The 16009-nt window shown below is 45.0% G+C and carries 16 protein-coding genes; 6 read left to right on the forward strand and 10 right to left on the reverse strand.

Annotated elements, in window-relative coordinates:
- Positions 1-115: 115 nt before the first annotated feature.
- Positions 116-607, reverse strand: a complete 492-nt coding sequence (locus tag AB4558_RS17560; RefSeq protein WP_029406249.1) for a VOC family protein — start codon at positions 605-607, stop codon at positions 116-118.
- Positions 608-1068: 461 nt separating this feature from the next.
- Here AB4558_RS17560 and ahpC point away from each other — a divergent pair, with 461 nt between their 5' ends.
- Positions 1069-1626 (forward strand): alkyl hydroperoxide reductase subunit C, encoded by a 558-nt coding sequence (ahpC, locus tag AB4558_RS17565; protein ID WP_372158957.1) that lies wholly within the window; start codon positions 1069-1071, stop codon positions 1624-1626.
- A gap of 199 nt (positions 1627-1825) precedes the next feature.
- A complete protein-coding gene (gene ahpF, locus AB4558_RS17570) occupies positions 1826-3418 on the forward strand; it encodes an alkyl hydroperoxide reductase subunit F (RefSeq protein WP_372158959.1) in 1593 nt (530 codons plus the stop codon).
- Between the two features lie 136 nt (positions 3419-3554).
- Here ahpF and AB4558_RS17575 read toward each other — a convergent pair whose 3' ends face one another.
- Entirely contained in the window at positions 3555-4154 is a 600-nt protein-coding gene (locus AB4558_RS17575; protein ID WP_372158960.1) for a LysE family translocator, read from the reverse strand.
- A 122-nt stretch (positions 4155-4276) separates the two neighbouring features.
- Between AB4558_RS17575 and AB4558_RS17580 the strand changes: the two genes are divergently transcribed.
- A complete protein-coding gene (locus AB4558_RS17580) occupies positions 4277-4762 on the forward strand; it encodes an Lrp/AsnC family transcriptional regulator (protein ID WP_102320540.1) in 486 nt (161 codons plus the stop codon).
- A 112-nt stretch (positions 4763-4874) separates the two neighbouring features.
- Here the strand turns inward: AB4558_RS17580 and AB4558_RS17585 are convergent, their stop codons facing one another.
- Both AB4558_RS17585 and AB4558_RS17590 read right to left on the reverse strand, forming a co-directional pair.
- A complete protein-coding gene (locus tag AB4558_RS17585; RefSeq protein WP_372072962.1) occupies positions 4875-6377 on the reverse strand; it encodes an arylsulfatase in 1503 nt (500 codons plus the stop codon).
- Between the two features lie 9 nt (positions 6378-6386).
- Complete coding sequence (locus tag AB4558_RS17590; protein ID WP_017071827.1) at positions 6387-6776, reverse strand: DUF4345 domain-containing protein; 390 nt, start codon at positions 6774-6776, stop codon at positions 6387-6389.
- A 138-nt stretch (positions 6777-6914) separates the two neighbouring features.
- Between AB4558_RS17590 and AB4558_RS17595 the strand changes: the two genes are divergently transcribed.
- A complete protein-coding gene (locus tag AB4558_RS17595; RefSeq protein WP_102320542.1) occupies positions 6915-7685 on the forward strand; it encodes a DUF481 domain-containing protein in 771 nt (256 codons plus the stop codon).
- Positions 7686-7796: 111 nt separating this feature from the next.
- Here the strand turns inward: AB4558_RS17595 and AB4558_RS17600 are convergent, their stop codons facing one another.
- The 4 genes from AB4558_RS17600 to AB4558_RS17615 form a co-directional block, all read right to left on the reverse strand.
- Positions 7797-8216 (reverse strand): globin, encoded by a 420-nt coding sequence (locus AB4558_RS17600; RefSeq protein WP_372158961.1) that lies wholly within the window; start codon positions 8214-8216, stop codon positions 7797-7799.
- Between the two features lie 136 nt (positions 8217-8352).
- Positions 8353-8733, reverse strand: a complete 381-nt coding sequence (locus AB4558_RS17605; RefSeq protein ID WP_372072964.1) for a VOC family protein — start codon at positions 8731-8733, stop codon at positions 8353-8355.
- 146 nt (positions 8734-8879) lie between these two features.
- On the reverse strand, positions 8880-9329 hold the full coding sequence (soxR, locus tag AB4558_RS17610; protein ID WP_017062186.1) for a redox-sensitive transcriptional activator SoxR: 450 nt from the start codon (positions 9327-9329) through the stop codon (positions 8880-8882).
- Positions 9330-9482: 153 nt separating this feature from the next.
- Positions 9483-10442, reverse strand: coding sequence for a LysR family transcriptional regulator (locus AB4558_RS17615; protein ID WP_012604456.1), 960 nt, complete (start codon positions 10440-10442; stop codon positions 9483-9485).
- Positions 10443-10572: 130 nt separating this feature from the next.
- Between AB4558_RS17615 and AB4558_RS17620 the strand changes: the two genes are divergently transcribed.
- Positions 10573-11385, forward strand: a complete 813-nt coding sequence (locus tag AB4558_RS17620; RefSeq protein WP_136975921.1) for an enoyl-CoA hydratase/isomerase family protein — start codon at positions 10573-10575, stop codon at positions 11383-11385.
- Between the two features lie 110 nt (positions 11386-11495).
- Here AB4558_RS17620 and AB4558_RS17625 read toward each other — a convergent pair whose 3' ends face one another.
- Together AB4558_RS17625 and AB4558_RS17630 are read right to left on the reverse strand one after the other, a co-directional pair.
- Positions 11496-12017: an NADPH-dependent FMN reductase gene (locus AB4558_RS17625; protein WP_372072966.1), complete on the reverse strand. Its 522-nt coding sequence runs from the start codon at positions 12015-12017 to the stop codon at positions 11496-11498.
- A 324-nt stretch (positions 12018-12341) separates the two neighbouring features.
- The gene (locus AB4558_RS17630; protein ID WP_372072968.1) at positions 12342-13904 is read right to left on the reverse strand and encodes a glutamate synthase-related protein; all 1563 of its coding nucleotides are present in this window, start codon (positions 13902-13904) and stop codon (positions 12342-12344) included.
- Positions 13905-14339: 435 nt separating this feature from the next.
- Here AB4558_RS17630 and AB4558_RS17635 point away from each other — a divergent pair, with 435 nt between their 5' ends.
- Positions 14340-16001: an amidohydrolase family protein gene (locus tag AB4558_RS17635; protein WP_017071822.1), complete on the forward strand. Its 1662-nt coding sequence runs from the start codon at positions 14340-14342 to the stop codon at positions 15999-16001.
- Positions 16002-16009: the final 8 nt, after the last annotated feature.

The following is a 16009-nucleotide window of genomic DNA, read 5'->3' on the forward strand; positions in this document are numbered from 1 at the left end:
AAAGCCGCGATGAACCTAAATTAAGCCCTACAGACACAAAAAAAGGATTGGTATCGCTACCAATCCTCTTTAGGGGGTGTTTCGGTTTTTCTACCTATGGAAGGCAGTAACGCTATTACTCGTAATCAGTCGCGTACGTATCTTCGTATGTGTGCGAGTAGAATTCGAATAGGTTGCCAAACGGGTCTTCTAGGTAAACCATTTGTGCTTGTTTTAGTTCGTCTTCTGGGTGGTAACGCATGATGTCCATACGAACCTTACCGCCATACTCTTCAACGCGCTTGATAGCTGAATGGAACTGTTCTTTTGGAAGCTGTAGACAGAAGTGGAAGATGCCTAGGCGAGAGAAATCAACTTCGTGACGCTCTTGGCGATCTTTCATTTCGAACAGCTCAACACCGATGCCATCAGATGTGACTAGGTGTGCAATGTTGAAGCCTTTGAAGCCTTCACCAAATACTGCGATACACATACGGCCGATTGCTGATTCGCGCTCTTCCATTACTTTGGTGTTGTTCATTACGATTCTTAGACCCAGCGCTTTCGTGTAAAACTCTACTGCTTTGTCCATGTCGCCAACCATGATGCCTACGTGATTCATTTTCATAACTTGCTCCAAATTCGTTTTTAATTCTGTGCTTTCCGAAGATTAGCTTCGGTGTTTCGTTTCGATGGAGAGAGTATATGGAGATGCGACGATTAACTGAAATTATCATAAATTATATTAATGATAATTTTTTGTTATTTACAGATTGGTATAACAACTCAACTCGCGTAAAGAAACCGTACTTCCCCTTACCTACATAGATACTGAACCAAATACTGCTTACCTAAATAGAGAGCAACCTAAAAAGCATAGCTACTCAAATTGGGGTTGCTGATGTTTGATGGCTTTTGTTAATCGTTTTTGTTGATAGCTTTTACCGATAGTCCTTTCCTTTCGAAGATAGGATTCGCCTATTGAATCTATAGAAATGTCCGATTTCACTAATTTTCGGTGCGAATGCAATATAGCTCCATCGACGCGGGATAGCGTTAAACACTACAAATTAGAAAGAGAGCCGAATCATGATCAACACAGAAATCAAACCATTCAACGCAACAGCATTCAAAAACGGCGAATTCGTAGAAATCACTGAGCAAGACGTTAAAGGCAAGTGGGCTGTATTCTTCTTCTACCCAGCAGACTTCACGTTTGTATGTCCAACTGAGCTAGTTGACCTACAAGACAAATACGCAGAGCTTCAATCTCGCGGCGTAGAAGTTTACTCAGTATCAACTGACACTCACTTCTCTCACAAAGCATGGCACGATACTTCTAACAAAATCGGCACTATCGAATACTTCATGGTAGGCGACCAAACAGGCAACATCACCAACAACTTCAACGTTATGCGTGAAGGTCAGGGCCTTGCAGACCGTGCAACTTTCCTAATCGACCCTGAAGGCGTTATCCAAGCAATGGAAATCACAGCTGAAGGCATCGGCCGTGACGCTGAAGACCTACTACGCAAAGTTAAAGCAGCACAATACGTAGCCGCTCACCCAGGTGAAGTTTGCCCAGCTAAATGGAAAGAAGGCGAAGAGACTCTAGCGCCATCTCTAGACCTAGTAGGTAAGATTTAATCTAAGCCTATCTAAAAAGAACAAATAAAACGGTTCTACAGGCGCGCTTCGGCCTCCCTCCTAAAGGGCAGTTGCGCGCCACCCTTTCAAAACATCAACAACACAATATTTGCCGACTTGCGCCCCCTTTTTATTTTCCTTTTTCAGCAAGAAGGTATTGGTCAATACCAAGACACAGAATTTAAGAGCAGGCACGATTATGTTAGATCAAGCAATGAAGCAGCAGCTAAAAGCATACCTAGAAAACCTAAAAACCAATGTTCAGTTAGTGCTGAGCCTTGATAACAGCGATACCGCAAACAAACTTCAAGATCTGGCGAATGATATCGCCTCTCTCACTGACAAAATTGAAGTGACTCGCGATGATAGCGCAAGCACTCGCAGCCCTATCATGCAGGTGGTGAACCAAGAGAAAGGTACAGCGATTGGCTTCGCAGGTTTACCGATGGGTCACGAGTTCACCTCACTGGTACTGGCACTGCTTCATAGTGGTGGTCACCCTATCAAGCTTGAAGCTGACGTAATCGAGCAAGTAAAAGAATTAGATCAAGAGCTTAATGTCGAGATTTTCATCTCGCTATCATGCCAAAACTGTCCAGAAGTAGTTCAAGCGTTCAACATGATGTCGGCGATTAATCCTCTGATTAAGACAACCATGATCGACGGCGCAGCATTTCAAGACGAAGTGAAGTCTCGCGACATCATGGCAGTACCGAGCGTATTCATTAACGGTGAGCTATTTGGTCAAGGCCGTATGTCACTGGCTGAAATATTGAACAAAGTCGATTCAGGCGCAGCAGAAAAGAAAGCGGCAAACCTAAACCAACAAGCACCGTTTGATGTATTGGTTGTAGGCGGCGGCCCTGCGGGTTCTTCAGCGGCAATTTATGCGGCACGTAAAGGCATTCGCACTGGTGTTGTTGCTGACCGATTCGGTGGTCAAGTGATGGATACCATGGCGATTGAAAACTTTATCTCTGTGAAAGCGACAACTGGCCCTAAGTTAGTGGCAAGCCTTGAAGAGCACGTAAAAGAGTACGGTGTTGAAGTAATGACTGAGCAGCGCGCTGCAAACATCATTGCGGCAGAAGACACAGAAGACGGTTACATCCATATTGAGTTAGAAAGCGGTGCAACACTGCGAGCTCGTACGGTGATCACCAGTACTGGTGCGCGCTGGCGTGAAATGAACGTTCCGGGTGAGCAAGAGTACCGCAATAAAGGTGTCGCTTACTGCCCACACTGTGACGGTCCTTTGTTCAAAGGTAAGAAAACAGCGGTTATTGGTGGCGGTAACTCAGGTATTGAAGCGGCTATCGACCTAGCAGGTATCGTGGAACACGTAACTGTGCTTGAGTTTGCGGACACACTGCGCGCTGACCAAGTACTTATCGACAAAGCGAACGCAACACCAAACATCGAAATCATCAAGATGGCACAAACAACGCAAGTGATTGGTGATGGCAACCGTGTAACCGGTCTGGAATACAAAGACCGCAACACCAATGAACTTAAACAGATTGAACTCGCAGGTATCTTTGTTCAAATCGGCCTGATGCCAAACAGCGAATGGTTGAAGGGTTCGAAAGTTGAGCTCTCACCACGCGGTGAAATTGAAATTAACGCTCATGGCGCAACATCAATGAAAGGTGTGTTCGCAGCGGGTGACGTAACAACCGTACCTTACAAACAGATCATCATTGCGATGGGTGAAGGTGCAAAAGCAAGCTTAGGTGCATTTGACCACCTAATTCGTAACTCAGCTCCAGTTAAAGAGGCAGAAACCGCTTAATCTTTACACTGAAAAGCTTAAAGCTTTTAACTCAAGTTCCTTAAATATTTGTTAACTTAATTCTTTACTGTTAACGACTTAGTCGACATTTAGACGCCACTCCTATGGATTTAGGAGTGGTTTTTTTCTTTGTGATTTACGCCGGTTGATAAAGCATAAAGGCAACCACCATCGCTAAGCTTCCGCCCAAGCAACGGTTCACAAACATCATCTGTTTTGGTGATTGCAGTAGCTTTTTAAGCATAGTGCCGCAATACGCCCACACCAACATGCACGGTACACCGGTAATCACCATACCCGCGGTAATGGTCACGACTTGAATCAAGTAATCTGCATTCGGAGTGATGAACTGCGAAAACACGGTTAATGACGCTATCCAACCTTTAGGATTTAACACCTGCACCAACACACCCGACACAAAGCCTGAACGATTGTCGGTGGTGCTTTCTTCGATTTGCATATTCGCAATCGACCACGCCATGAACAGCAAATAAGCCGCACCCGCGTATTTCAAAATGCTGTATAGCTCTGGGTAAAGGGTAAATAGGCTCACCAAACCGACACTAGAACCCGCCAGTACGATGATGATGCCAACAGCGTTCCCAGAGATAAAAGGTAAAGTCGCAGCAAATCCATAACGACTTGAAATCCCAAGTAATGCGATATTGCCTGCCCCAGGGGTAATTGCAATTGATGTTGAAAATAGCAAGAACGCCAGCATTAATTGAGAGCTCATTTCCTCTCACTCCTAATAAGTAAAGTATTTATAGGGAGAGAGTTTACAGATTCGACTAGGAATTAAATTGCTATATAGGCTAATATTAATCCAAATTTGAGCAAGACTTTTCTAAAATAGCCATGAAACAGAAAGAATCCACCAAAGAAGTGTTAGATGACACAGATATCGCCATCTTAGAGCATATCCAGCAAGACGGACGCATGAGCAACAGCAAGCTCGCAGAGAAGGTCAACCTCAGCGAAACCCCATGCTGGCGTCGTTGGAAACGCATGGAGGAAACTGGCTATATCGATGGTTACGCCGCTAAGCTGAATCGTAAGAAATTAGGCTTTCATGTGGCTGGTTTTACCCTTGTAACACTAGGCAATCATGAAGTTGAAAACACAGAACCGTTCGAAGAGTTTGTCGCGGTAACCGATTGGATTCCAATGTGTCACTGCATTGCAGGCGGCGCCGATTACATGGTGCAAGTGTTGGCGAAAGATTTAGAAGAGTACTTTGAGCGTATTAGCTCGATTCGAAGAGTGAAAGGCGTGAGTGCGATTCAGTCCAACATCTCAGTAAAAGAGTTGAAAAACAGCTATCAGCTTCCTCTTGAGGACTAGTTCACTTCTTCTGATAGCCTTTTTCTTTTAGCAAAACAAAAGCCCAACACCCTAGGTTTCTAAAACTTAGGGGCTGAGCTTTGTTTATTTAGGTTCTGGAAGTGAGTGTACGCTAATTCCCCACACCACCGGTATTGTCTGGCTGAGTTTCTGGCGTCTTAGGTGGCCACTCTTTGAAGGTCGCTAGGTGTTGCTGTACCGCCGCTTGAGCAGGGCCAAATGCCCACATCTTCTGCCCCATCCATTTCAAGTACATACCCGACTCTTCAGCTGCTCGCTCGTAAGGATCACGACGCAGGTTGAACAGCAATGGCGCGTTAAGTTCTTCTTTCGGGCCACTCCAACCGTGATTCTGAACCACGAAATGCGCTTTCCAATCACCAACACGAACCGCTTGCAGCTTGTCTCGTTCGTAGTAGTAGATCTCTTTACGGTTTGACTCGCCTTTCTCAGTCAGCATATCCACTTGGTTGTAACCATCAAGGTGCGCTTTAAAGCCATCGTGACCTTTCAGCAGTTTTTCTTTTAGATCCGTTGGACCACCAGCCGCAGCGACCAGAGTGGGTAACCAGTCCATACCATCAAAGATGCCATTGCCTACAGTACCCGCAGGGATTTTACCCGGCCAGCTAACCAGAGCAGGGGCTCTTACGCCACCTTCCCAAGTTGTGCCTTTCTCACCGTGATAAGGTGTCATGCCGCCATCAGGCCAAGTCATGATCTCAGGGCCGTTATCGGCAGTGAAAATGATGATGGTGTTGTCGGCAATACCGAGTTCTTCCATCTTCGCCATCATCTCACCGACGTGATCATCAAGATCTTTCATGACCACTTCTTGAAGGCCCCAACCGTTTTGGCCGAGCATCGCTTCGTATTCAGGTGAAAGGTGCGTCCAAACGTGACCGCGTGATGGACAGTACCAAGTGAAGAAGGGCTTATCCGCCTCAACCGCCCTTTCGATGAAGTTGATCGCGTGTTTATTTACTTCGTCATCGAGTGTACGCATACGCTCGATCGACAATGCACCATCGTCTTCGATCGTTTGACCACCTTTACCGTCTGATCTTGCGTATATGACATTACGAGGTGCAAAGGCATCCAAAGAGCCATCTTTTGGCCAATCTGGATCTTCTGTGTATTCCATTGCATTCAAGTGATACAACCAACCCCAATACTCATCAAATCCGTGCATTGTTGGTAGGAATTCATCTCGGTCACCAAGGTGGTTCTTACCAAATTGACCCGTCACATAACCCATGGTTTTAAGAACCTCAGGAAGCGTTGGCGTGTCAGCACTTAAACCAACTGGGCCACCCGGTAACCCAACAGAGTGCATGCCTGTTCGAACAGGAAGTTGCCCCGTTAAGAATGCAGAGCGCCCGGCCGTACACGATGGCTGCGCATAATAATCTGTGAGTAGCATGCCCTTTTCAGCAATACTATCGATGTTTGGTGTTTCACTACTCATCACACCATTGTGATAAGCACTCAGGTTTGAGATCCCAATATCATCCGTGAAGATAACAAAAATATTCGGTTGCTCTTGTGCTGACCATGCCGATAGCGAAAAGCTACTCAACACACTCATCACAACAAGGTGGAAAATCCTTTTCATAGAATGTCCTTATACTGTTTCAGATTGCTCTTTATGAATCATTTTTAAACCAACTAAACCAAAGCCCAACTCCAATATTAGATAAACAAAAAGTAGCCAATGCGGCATGCCATCCACCACCAAACTGATGACTCGTCCGGCAGCTAAACCCAACATGAATACCACCAAACTATAGAGCGCTGGCAGTCGATACTTTTTGAACAGTGCGCCAAACACCCAAAACAACGCCAGAGCTAAATAAAGCCCCATCACTGCACGAAAGATATGAGTAACGTTGATGGGTGTGGCGTCGATACCAAATAGATAGTCAAGAGAGACTACGGGGGCATAACCATAAGACAGTGCAATAGGTGTTAAACCTAAAACTGCAACGAACAAGAAAATACTCTGTGGCTTCATACCCTAACTCTTTTAACTTGGCTCATTTCAAAAAACATAGTCTACAATCAGCAATATACAAGTTGCATATATGAAAATTGCCCCCCGGAAGGCACATTCATAAACTTGCTACTTCACACAAAAGATAAGGATATCGATATGGCTAAATGGCGTTACCTAATCGCATCAGTATTAATGGCTAGTTCAACCGTAAGTGCGCAAGAAGCAAGTACACCGATGGATACAAAAAAGTGGCAACATAGTTTCGAAATCTACGCGCTCGCACTCAATATTCGTGGAGACAGCACCATTGGTAATTTGTCAGCAGATGTTGATGTTGATCCTTCATTCATCATGGATCATCTTGATATGACCGCAATGGTGCGTTTAGAGGGTGACTATGACAATCAATGGGGCTATTACATTGACTACAGCTTCATGAAACTAAGCGGAAAAACAAACTCGGTATTAGGATCCAACGCAGAGTTATTAAGAGGCAACCTTGATATCCGACAAGGTGTTTTAGATGTGAAGGGTTTTAAGCGCTACCAATACGATTTTGGCACGATTGATTATCTGTTTGGGCTTCGTTGGTGGGATAACGACATTGATACCAAGCTTTACGGTTCAGGTGGTAGGTTAAGTGTCGACCGATCACTTGATGAAGATTGGGTTGACTACCAAGTAGGTGTGAGATGGATAACGCAGATCAATAAGGATTGGAAGTTTCACGCAACCATTGATGCAGGGCTTGGTAGTGACACCAACTTTACCTCATCTCTGTTAACTGGCGTGCGATACCAGATAAACAGTTGGTCTGACTTAAATGTTGCCTACAAATCGACCTGGGTTGATTACGAAAACAAGGGGACCTTTGAATACGATACCGCATCGCAAGGGTTCCTGATTGGTTGGGCTGCTCATTTCTAGTCAAACAATAAGAGGTAAGCCTGATATCGTTAGGCTTACCTGACAATGTCAATCTTTCAAGAGTTAATGCCGGTTTTAACTAACGAACAAGCAAAACTACCCATCAACGACCTAGTTATTCACAGTGTTTGGAACTACGCACTCTTTCTTCATGATAGTTAAGCCGGCCTCGAGAGTTTCTGTCCAAGCTTGTTCGACGCTTTCATCGTAGTGAGGGTCATATTTTTTAACTGTATTGAGTAACGAACTGAACCACTCGTTGAGCTCAATCTCGGAAATATCCAGCCCTAGGTCTTTATGCCTTTTACCCAATTTCTTTACTGAGTTACGCACGCTTGGTAGACCAGCAGAGTTATAGATAAGAATGATCGAGGCTTTAAGCATCTTGGTTTGTTGCTCTAACCCTATATTTTCAAAACGTTCTGAAAACCTTGGGTTATGCTCGCAAAAATCAGCCAAAAACGTTTCGAGAAATTCTTGGTCAATCCGGCAGCGCTCAAAACTTTCATAAAACAGTTCGTTCGGTTTCATCTAGCCAGTCCTTTGCAAAATTTTGAGTTATCGGGAAGCTAACAAGTCCAGAGCCGCAACTTAGCCAACTCCGAACCATCAATATGAACTAAGTATACGCCACTGTGGCATAAAATGAACGATGGCATAACGTAAACTACGGCATAAAGTGCGTTGCACAAATCTTGTTTCCATCAGGATCTCGCAAATAAGCCATGTACAAGCGACGCTCGTCAGAACCTCTCGCTCCGGGGCCATTTTCAATGCTGGTACCGCCATTTTCGACGCCAACTCGATGCCACTCATCTACAACTTCAGGAGAAGACGCAAGAAAACCCACCGTCATGCCGTTGCCGTGAGTCGCAGGCTGACCATCAATCGGCTTCGTTAAGCCCAACACACCTGTTTGACTAACGTAAACACAGCGCCCTTTAGAATCAACAGAGCCTTCGCTATAACCAAGCACTTTCATGATTGGGTCATAAAAAGCCTTCGCGCGTACAATATCTTCGGTACCGAGAAAAACATGGCTGAACATAACTAACCTCTTCTTCTATTGAAAGAACAACCTAAACTAGACCTATAATTCGTGTTTGTCTAGGCACGCTATTCGGTCACAACTGTTGCTTAACCCATTGAGCAAACACCTGAAACTTAGTTCGTTGCTCCATGCCTTTCGGGAACTCAGTTAGTCTGTTCAACAATTCGTTGTGCGCCCTGCCCTTGGTCATGCAAGATATCATCAGGATTTAGCAAGTTGCACTTTTGCATACTCAAGCATCCGCAACCGATACAGCCGGTTAAGTTCTCTTGTAGCGATTTAATCTGCGCCATTTTGCTGTCGAGTTGACCCTGCCACTTCTTAGCAACCCGCTCCCAGTCTCGCTTAGTCGCGGTATGGTTCATCGGCAGTGTCGATAATTCTTCGGTGATCTCTTCCAGCGTGAAGCCTATCGACTGCGCGACTTGTATCAAAGCAATTCTTCTCAACATCGCCGACTGATAACGGCGCTGATTTCCGTTAGTACGAATTGAAGCAATCAACCCCTTGGTTTCGTAAAAGCGTAAGGCCGAAGGAGCCACGCCACTGCGCTCAGCCAACTGGCCTATGGTGAGGTATACGATGTTTCTCATGATCTTTCACTTCCTGTTTGAATAGCCGTTTCTTCCTGATAATAACCAGTATACTATAGTTCATTTTAACTTGAAGTTTGCGTTCAAACTTAGGTTTGGGCTAGATTACAAAATACGCGCAACAAAGCAACCTAACGTATTGATTTTTTTGAGCTATGATTTTGTTCGCTGATTACCATACATGTCGTCAAACCCGGGAATGCCTTGCTCCCACACAGGTTTATCTTCACCGACAATGGTTTTCAATGTATCAATGAAGAGCTTGGTTTTTATGGGTGCATCTCGATGTGGGTACACCGCATAGAAAGTGCCAAAGTCATCCAAGTTTAAGTGAGTCATAATAGGCACTAACTCTCCACTGAGCACTTCATCTTCAATCATCTGCGCCGTGACAACCGCGAGAGTACTGCCAGTTAGCGCGCTCTTGGAAATCATCTCAACGTCATTCACTTTATAAGCGGCATTAAGCTGGAAATGCTGCGCTTGCCCCTCTTGATCGACATAAGAAAACTTATCAATCAACAAACCCGGAGCGGCATAGATAGTCGCAGGTAATGACTCTAACTTTTCGATGGTGTTGATCTCGCCATGCTGAGCAATGAACTCAGGTGAAGCGACAATCAGCAATCGACTTCTGGCTATCTTACGGCTGATTAGGCTGGAGTTTTTGGGCTTACCAATACGGAAACCAATATCAAACCCTTCTTTAACCATATCGACGATTCGGTCTTCGAGTCTCAATTCAAAATCAACATCTGGATACTGCTTCTGGAAAACCGCAATCGCCTGCTGAACATATTGTCGACCGAACATGGTCGAGCTGGTGATTCTTAATAACCCTCGAGGCTCTGCATGATAATTTTGCGCCAAGCGTCGAGTATCGTTCAACAGTGCACGAAGCTGATGCGCTTGATTGACCATCTCATTGCCTGCAGCTGTCAGAGATAACGAACGAGTGGTTCGATTGAGTAACCGAACATCCAGCTCTTCTTCAAGACGGCTGATCTGTTTAGAGATAACGGAACGGTCGACGTTTCTTTGCTCCGCCACTTTGACAAACGAACCCAGCTCAACCACTTCAAGTAACAATAATAAACGACTCGATATATCCATAACGCCCTTTGTTGCATTTAAGGCACCAATCAAGTGCCAATATGACTATTTTTCTCATCTTATTACAAATCTATAGTAGCTGCACATAACGGAGACAACATTCAGTCCCGACCTAATAGAGGAACACCCCATGACACTACTATCTGTGACTAACCAAAATGGCATCGCAACAGTATCGATCAACAACCCACCAGTGAACGTGCTGACTTTCGACTTGATCAACGAGATCAATGCCTTTGTACTTTCATTGAAAGATGATCGTGATACTAAGGTTGTGGTCTTCAAATCATTACATGAGAGCTTCTTTCTGGCTCACCTAGATCTCAATGTGATCAACGGTACACAAGGTGGACAAGCTGGTTCGATTGAATTCAACCACATGATTGAGAACATTAAAGCGATGAAACAAGTCTCTGTCGCGGTAGTTGATGGCGTAGCTCGTGGGGGCGGTAATGAATTTGTGATGGCGTGTGACCTTGCTTACGGCACTGAAAACTCGGCGTTCGCACAACCAGAAATTCATGTAAACATCCCAACGGGTGGCCAAGGCGCAGTTCAATTTGCAAGACGCATGGGCAAAAACAAAGCGCTACAAGCTTTGCTGCTTGGTAACGATTTTACGGCTCAACAAGCAGAAGAGCGTAACATCATCACGCAGTTTGTACCGAAGGCAGAGCTAGAGGGTTTCTTAGCAGCGACACTCGGTGTAATCAGCCAATTAGAAGTACGTGATATCGTGATGTACAAAGAGATCATCGCTGCCTCAATCAAAGATGAGCAAGCGGGCGCTGAACTAGAACTTCGTTACTTCTTAGAGCGCGCAAAAGAGCAGAAAACCGCAGCAATTATCGGTGCGTTTCTAAAACACGGTGGTCAAACTGAGCGTGAAGCGAAAGACATTCAAGGTATCTTCGTTGACACCGCAGCAGAGTTATCACAATAGACAATGACGCAATTAAATGGCCATCGCTTGATGGCCATTTATGTATGTATCTACTTATTTATCTATTTATCTGTGCACCGATGTAGTAATTCTCTCACTCACTGAAGCAGTTAGATCTGACTCATGATCGATTTCAGGCTCTCGGCCATTTCGGTATTGATGATCTCACCCGTTTCTACATTAAAGTTGTCGTAGAAACTTGGCACCGACATCGACCCCTTCACATCTGCATCAAAGTAAGGTGCCGAATTTACCGCAGACGACAACACAGAGTTTGCGCCGCCTGGGCCTGGTGATGTGGAGAGCATCACAACAGGTTTGCCTTGGTACACTTTCATGTCGATTCGTGATGTCCAATCAAACACATTCTTAAAGGCTGCGGTGTATGAGCCGTTATACTCTGCAAAAGAAATGACCACAGCATCTGCTTCGCCAATCTTGCTAAAAAAGCGTTGAGCGTGTTGATGAACACCTGAATCTTGCTCTCTTTTCTCGCTGTAAATTGGCATCTCGAAATCATTAAGGTCGAGCACCTCGACTTGCGCGCCTTCGACTAAACCTGCGGTGTACGCTGCAAGTTGTTGATTAATTGATGTTGTACTGTTGGTCGCGCCAATCGCTAATACTTTCATTGTTGATCCTTGTTCATTTTTCTCACCTTTTTGCACTCATGACTTCAATTACGGAGCTCAAAATTCATAACTGAAGATTCGTAACGTCTGTTTGATAACATCAAAACCTGCACTAGGCGACAAGGTGATAGATTGTGTTTTTAGATTGGGGATGATGATAAACCTCAAGTTAACTTGAGGTAAGGCGATATTTTCAAAATATAGGAAATAGTTTAAAAACACTTATAAAGCAGTTAATTATGAAAGGTTTAACATAGGTTGGCATTACACAGGAAAAAGTCAGCACACCCAAAATACATTGAGTGTGCTTTATCGAAGTATTATTTACTTAAAGTGATTTAATGGACAGACACCAGAGTAAGCGACACCGGATAGCTCGGCCATTTCGCGATTCCATGTTGCCAAATCATGAGGGTTAAATTGATTCAAATGATCATGCCCACATGCCCTCGCCATCACTTGCATTAATTCTGTCGAGGCTTCAAAGAAGTTCTTAAGCTGGTTCGATGCTTTCTCGACATTCAAACGCTGACGTAAATCGGCTTTTTGAGTTGCAATACCAGCAGGGCAATTATTGGTGTTACACATTCTCGCCGCCACACAACCTATCGACTGCATGGCACTGTTTGAGATAGCGACACCATCAGCACCAAGCGCCATCGCTTTTACGAAATCCATCGGCACGCGCAAGCCGCCCGTGATGATCAATGTGACTCTGTCACTGACCCCTTGTTTATCGAGATACGCTCTAGCGCGAGCGAGTGCTGGAATAGTGGGAACACTGATATGGTCACGGAACATTTCTGGCGCCGCCCCTGTACCGCCACCACGCCCATCTAAGATGATGTAATCGGCACTGGCATCAAGCGCGAACTGAATGTCTTCTTCGATGTGATTGGCACTTAACTTAAAGCCAATCGGGATACCGCCTGTCACCTCTCGAACACGGTCGGCGAACTTTTTAAAATCCTCGACCGTGTTTAGGTCGACAAAGGTGGGTGGAGAAATCGCTGCCGTGCCCGCTTCAATGCCACGCACCTCCGCGATCTTGCCTATGTTCTTCGCGCCCGGTAAGTGCCCGCCCGTTCCGGTTTTGGCACCCTGCCCGCCTTTAAAGTGGAAGGCTTGAACGTTTTTGAGCTTAGCTTCATCGTAACCAAACTGAGCACTGGCTAATTCATAAAAGTAGCGAGAGTTCGCCGCTTGCTCTTCGGGTAACATACCGCCCTCACCGGAGCAGATACCCGTCCCTGCGAGTTCGGCACCTTTCGCCAATGAGACTTTTGCTTCTTCAGATAGCGAGCCAAAGCTCATATCAGACACAAACAAAGAGATGTCCAATTTAAGCGGCTTCTTCGCTTTGGGGCCAATAATCAGTTCGGTACCAACAGGCACATTTTCTAGCAAAGGCTTAGTCGCCATTTGCGCGACCATCACTTGAATATCGTCCCAGTGAGGTAATAGATGTCTTGGCACGCCCATAGAGGTCATTGGCCCATGATGCCCAACCTTAGATAAACCATCACGCGCTAACTGATGAATAAACTCCACGGTAGGCTCTTCTTTGGTTGCGGTTGCCGCTGGAGATAAATCAGGGGCTGTCGCTTGAATGTTAACTTCAGGGCCTTCTTGCCCAATTTGTTCCGCAGTAAACTGTTTATGAGTGCCATCGCAGAAAGGAAGGTTGTTGGAATACTTACAGCGACAAAGGTAGGCGTCTCCGCTCTCTTCGGCGACAAAGCTTTTCGGTTTGAACCCCGTACCGGCATGAGAACCGTCACAAAACGGTTGGTTTTTCGACTTCCCACAGGTACAGAAGTAATACTTCTCTCCCTTCGTCAGCTCTACTTTAACGGGTTTGTTATCCGCAATTACTGGACTCTTCATAGTTCGCTCACCTTTTCTTTCTTATGATTTGATGACTGAAGCGATGACTTGCTCACAAGAGTAAAGTAAAGGTGAGATACCCAGCGAATTCAATAAACGGATGAAGTAAAGCGACTCCAGTCTAAAGCCTGAATCACCATCAAACCGATAGCCATCGTGCTGATATTCATATCTTGGTTTTATGCCTCAACAATATCTATTCTGTCTAAATAATGGAAAACCACTTTTAAAGACCAACACCAAGGCTCTCATCATCAACTCAAGTTTTAAGTTTGTAGGGTTAGATCAGACAAACTGAAATTTTGTTATATAAAAATTGAGCTAGAATTATCTCAGCTTCCAAAGGTAAGCCAGAAATACAAACGGCAGTACGACAATTAATTTCAGCTGAAATAGGTAAACACTTTAACCTTTCCAGCAACAAAGAGAGAAATCATGAAAGAATCATTCAAGAAAGGCCGCATAAGCGGACTTGTTAGTATCGCATTGTGCCTAGGTGCGTCAGGTGCTTTTGCCGCAGATTACGACCTAGTTATCGAGAATGGACGAGTGATGGACCCTGAAAGCATGCTGGATGCTGTATTAAACGTCGGGATCAAAGATGGTCAAATCATCAAAATCACGGCAGAAAAACTCGACGGTGATGAGACAATCGATGCAACAAATCAAGTGGTTGCCCCAGGTTTCATTGATACCCACTTTCACTCGCTAGATGGTTTATCTATCAAGCTTGCAGCCCTAGATGGTGTAACAACGGGTATGGATCTGGAAGTCGGTGCGATTCGCGTCGGTGAGTGGTATGAAGAAAAAGCGGGTAAATGGCCACTGAACTACGGTACTGGTGTCAGCCACGAAGGAGCTCGTCTTCAAATCCTAGATCCTGAAGTGAAAATTACAGGCCCACATGATGCAACTACGATTCTTGGCTCGCTTCGAACTGAAGCGGCTAAAGACGGTGTGAGTGGCTGGTCTGAGACCAAAGCTGATATCGAGCAGATGAACCAAATCCTTTCTGTTCTTGATCAAGGCTTTGCAGAAGGTGCATTGAACCTAGCTTCAACAACCGCTTATATGAAAGATGGTTTGACGGCATTTGAGATGTACGAGTCCATGAAAGTCGCAGCAAACTGGGACCGATTTGTATCATCACATACCCGTTTTCACGCTAACCCTTCAAATCCAGAAGCACAGCTGGGTTTTGACGAAATCTTTACCAATGCGATGCTTCTCGACTTACCATTTTTGATGCTCCACAACAACGACTTCGGTTGGTGGGAAGTAGAAGAAAAGCTAAAGCTTGCACGAGAGAAAGGCTTAGTGATGTGGTCTGAATACTATCCATATGATGCGGCATCCACTGCGATTGGTTCATCTTTCCTTGTACCGGAGTCTGTGGAAGGGATGTACAACGCGAAGTATGAAGAAATGATGTACGACCCAACACGCGATAAATTTCTGACCAAAGAAGAGTATCTGGTCATTGCCGCTGAAGAACCGGGTCACTTGGTGGTTCTGTTTAGCCCTGCACGTAAAGATTGGATGAAATACTGGCTACAAATTCCAAACATGACCGTTGCAGCAGATTCTATCTATTCAGGTTTAGGTACTGATTCTTGGGATGCCGATCCAACAGAATATCAAGGTCACCCTCGAACTGCGGGTACTCGAGGCAAAGTATTACGTATGGCACGTGAAGAAGGCGTACCATTGTTATTCACACTTGCTCAAACGTCTTACTGGGCAGCAAAGCATCTAGGTGATGCGGGGGTTGAATCAATGAAAGTTCGTGGTCGTATGCAAGAAGGCATGGTTGCGGATATCACCATTTTCGACCCAGAAAACGTAACCGATAATGCGACTTACAAAGCCAAAGAACAAGGCAATCCAACAACCGGTATTTCTTATGTCATCGTAAATGGTGAGCAAGTGGTTAAAGAAGCTGAGTTCCAAAAAGTATGGGCAGGCCAACCCATTCGTAACACACCATCGGATGAATCGCGATTTGAAGGATTGAGCAAAGAAAAGTTCTTGGAAAACCTAACAGTACCAACGATTTCTATCGATGACTCGGGTGCCTCTGGCAATCCGCAACTATAGAAAAAAGT

The sequence above is a fragment of the Vibrio sp. 10N.222.51.C5 genome (assembly GCF_041474575.1).
Classification (GTDB): domain Bacteria; phylum Pseudomonadota; class Gammaproteobacteria; order Enterobacterales; family Vibrionaceae; genus Vibrio; species Vibrio crassostreae_C.